Genomic DNA, 3039 nt, shown 5'->3' on the forward strand with positions numbered 1-3039 from the left:
TTCACTATTTTGTTGATCTGAAAATACAATTTATTTGCAGCCCCCTGGAGGCGTTCACAGTTAAATACAAACACCCGCAAAGTGCCGCTCCTAACGCCTCAGAACGGAAAGACCCGCCTGAGAGACAACATCCCTGATCAAATAAGACATTTAGAGGAGCAACAGGCAGTCATGCAAAGGAAATGCAGCCACGCCCCTGAGGAGGGGCTAACGAGAACGCTGTTATAACCGCATTAGCAATTAAATTCAGGCTGCTACATCAAGATTCAAACAGACTGATTTTCCTCGCTCATGACTGTCTATAAGCAACCAATAAGAAGATGAAGCACTCAAACTTCCATCAGATCTTTTTCTTTGCTGGCCAGCGCCGCATCGACTGCAGCAATGTATTTATCAGTCACCTTCTGGATATCGTCCTGTGCACGACGCTCATCGTCTTCACTGATTTCCTTTTCTTTTTCCAGCTCCTTGATGTCGGCCAGTGCATCACGACGAATATTGCGAATAGCAATTTTAGCGTTTTCAGCTTCCTGACGTGCCTGACGGGTGTAGCCCTTCCGGGTCTCTTCAGTCAGGGGAGGAAGAGGGATACGAATCACCTCACCGGCAGTGGAAGGATTCAAGCCCAGATCAGATTTAAGGATCGCTTTTTCTACATCAGGCACCATCTGTTTTTCCCAGACCCGAACAGCCAGGGTTCTGGCATCTTCAGTAGAAATGTTCGAAACCTGGCTTAATGGCGTCTCGGAGCCGTAATAGGAAACCCGGACACTATCCAGCAGACTCGGGTGAGCACGGCCAGTACGAATTTTGGCAAATGCACCATCCAGAGAGTCAACACTCTTGCTCATGCGCTCTTGCGCATCTTGCTTAATTTCTTCAATCATTTACCACCCCACTCACCAGTGTTCCTTCTTCGCCACCTACCACTGCATTGAGCAGAGCACCGGATTTATTCATATTGAAAACCCGAACGGGCATCTGCTGATCACGAACCAGACAGATCGCAGTCAAATCCATTACACCAAGTTTGCGCTCAAGCACATCATCATAGGTCAGGGACTCAAATTTTACTGCATCAGGATGTTTAACCGGATCCTTGTCATAGATACCGTCAACTTTGGTTGCTTTCAACACAACATCGGATTCAACTTCAATACCACGAAGGCAGGCTGCTGAGTCTGTTGTAAAGAAAGGGTTACCGGTACCCGCTGAAAAGATCACTACATCACCACCATTGAGGTAGCGCATTGCACGACGATGGTCATAGTGTTCAACAACACCATCCATCGGAATGGAAGACATGACACGGGTATTGATGTTTGAACGCTCCAGGGCATCACGCATAGCCAGGGCATTCATGACTGTGGCCAGCATCCCCATATGATCGCCAGTCACACGATCAAGACCAGCAGCACTCAACGCTGCTCCGCGAAAGAGATTTCCGCCACCGATAACGATACCAACCTGAACGCCGATACCCACCAGCTGGCCGATTTCCAGGGCCATTCTGTCAAGAACACTGGGATCAATACCAAAGTCCCCCGATCCCTGAAGGGCCTCACCACTGAGCTTAAGCAGAATGCGCTTATATTTCGGTTGTCTATCATTTGCCGGCATTTTCAGCTTTCCGATTCAGAGTTAGGCGAAAAGGCGCCTGTCCCCAACGGCCTGCCGACTCACCCCAAACCTCAATGAATGAGTTTTATGCACTATTGGCAGCTGAAATTCAGCCACTCATATACAACCTTGCATCAGTGCATCAATACTCAGACATCAGGATATGGGCAAACCTGCAAACCTGCAGACCTGCTGAGCAGACTCAATTAAGCCTACTCAACTGAAAGGTCAGACACCATCCATTAAGTACTAACAGTATCAGGATTGGAGTCCAGCCTGGGCTCGAACTTCAGCAGCAAAGTCCACTTCTTCTTTCTCGATACCCTCACCCACTTCGTAGCGAACGAAGCCTGTGATGGTAGCGCCCGCTTTCTTGGCCAGAGCGCCAACTTTAACATCAGGATCCTTAACGAAAGGCTGCTCCGTCAAACTGTTTTCAGCCAGGAACTTGTTGATACGACCAACAATCATCTTCTCGATGATTTCAGCTGGCTTGCCGGACTGCTCTGCCTGAGCCTTGAAGATTTCCTTCTCTTTCTCGACCAGATCAGCTGGCATATCGTCCTTGTTAACCACCTGAGGGTTAACAGCAGCAACGTGCATAGCTACATCACGAGCCAGCTCGGAGTTGCCACCGTCGAGGCTGACCAAAACAGCAATACGCTTATTTCCGTGAACGTAAGCGTCAATCACGCCGCCTTCTACGATTTCAATACGACGAACACCAATGTTTTCACCGATCTTCTGTACCAGAGCCAGACGTGCTTCTTCCAGCTCACCCTCCATCAGCTTGGCCACGTCAGCTTCCTTACGATCAAAAGCGGCATCCACCACTCTCTGAACGTAACTCAGGAAGTTATCGTCACGGGCAACAAAATCGGTCTCGGAGTTAACTTCGACCATTACACCGAAGCTACCATCTTCGGCAACTTTAGTGGCGACAATACCTTCAGCGGCAGTGCGACCTGCTTTCTTGGCGGCCTTGGCCTGACCAGATTTACGCAGCTCTTCAATAGCCTTTTCGATATCACCTTCCGAAGCAACCAGAGCCTTCTTGCACTCCATCATGCCCAGACCAGTGCGTTCACGCAGTTCCTTAACCAGTGCTGCAGTAATTGCTGCCATGGTGGGTTCCTCTCGCAAATATTCAATAAGGGGTTCAGGGCAGCCTTGAGCTTATTTATTTAGCGCTTCAAGCTTATGACATATGAACAAGCTTGTGCATACTGAAGCTCTTGCCAACGACCACCCCAAAGTGACAAACGCTCTTTTTAATCTGAAAAAGGGGGCTACGCCCCCTTTTCGCAACGATCCGGAAATCACGCTTCCTTAGCGTCTTCCTGACCGTCATCAGCCTTGGCTTCAGCTGCTTCTTCAGTTTCAGCTTCTGCTTCAACTTCTACAAACTCGCTTTCAGTG

At 49.0% G+C, this 3039-nt stretch carries 4 protein-coding genes; 1 reads left to right on the forward strand and 3 read right to left on the reverse strand.

What is annotated here, in order from left to right; genetic code table 11:
• Positions 1-329 precede the first annotated feature (329 nt).
• The 3 genes from frr to tsf form a co-directional block, all read right to left on the reverse strand.
• A complete protein-coding gene (gene frr / locus KDK19_RS09340; protein WP_257255304.1) occupies positions 330-887 on the reverse strand; it encodes a ribosome recycling factor in 558 nt (185 codons plus the stop codon).
• On the reverse strand, positions 880-1620 hold the full coding sequence (gene pyrH / locus KDK19_RS09345; RefSeq protein ID WP_257255305.1) for a UMP kinase: 741 nt from the start codon (positions 1618-1620) through the stop codon (positions 880-882). Before pyrH ends, frr begins: the two co-directional genes overlap by 8 nt.
• 258 nt (positions 1621-1878) lie before the next feature.
• The gene (gene tsf / locus KDK19_RS09350; RefSeq protein ID WP_257255306.1) at positions 1879-2745 is read right to left on the reverse strand and encodes a translation elongation factor Ts; all 867 of its coding nucleotides are present in this window, start codon (positions 2743-2745) and stop codon (positions 1879-1881) included.
• Between the two features lie 82 nt (positions 2746-2827).
• On the opposite strand from tsf, the gene KDK19_RS09355 reads away from it, so the two are divergent.
• Positions 2828-2953: a hypothetical protein gene (locus KDK19_RS09355; protein ID WP_257255307.1), complete on the forward strand. Its 126-nt coding sequence runs from the start codon at positions 2828-2830 to the stop codon at positions 2951-2953.
• The last annotated feature ends 86 nt before the right edge of the window (positions 2954-3039 follow it).

This window comes from Endozoicomonas sp. ONNA1 (assembly GCF_024606325.1).
GTDB lineage: Bacteria > Pseudomonadota > Gammaproteobacteria > Pseudomonadales > Endozoicomonadaceae > Endozoicomonas_A.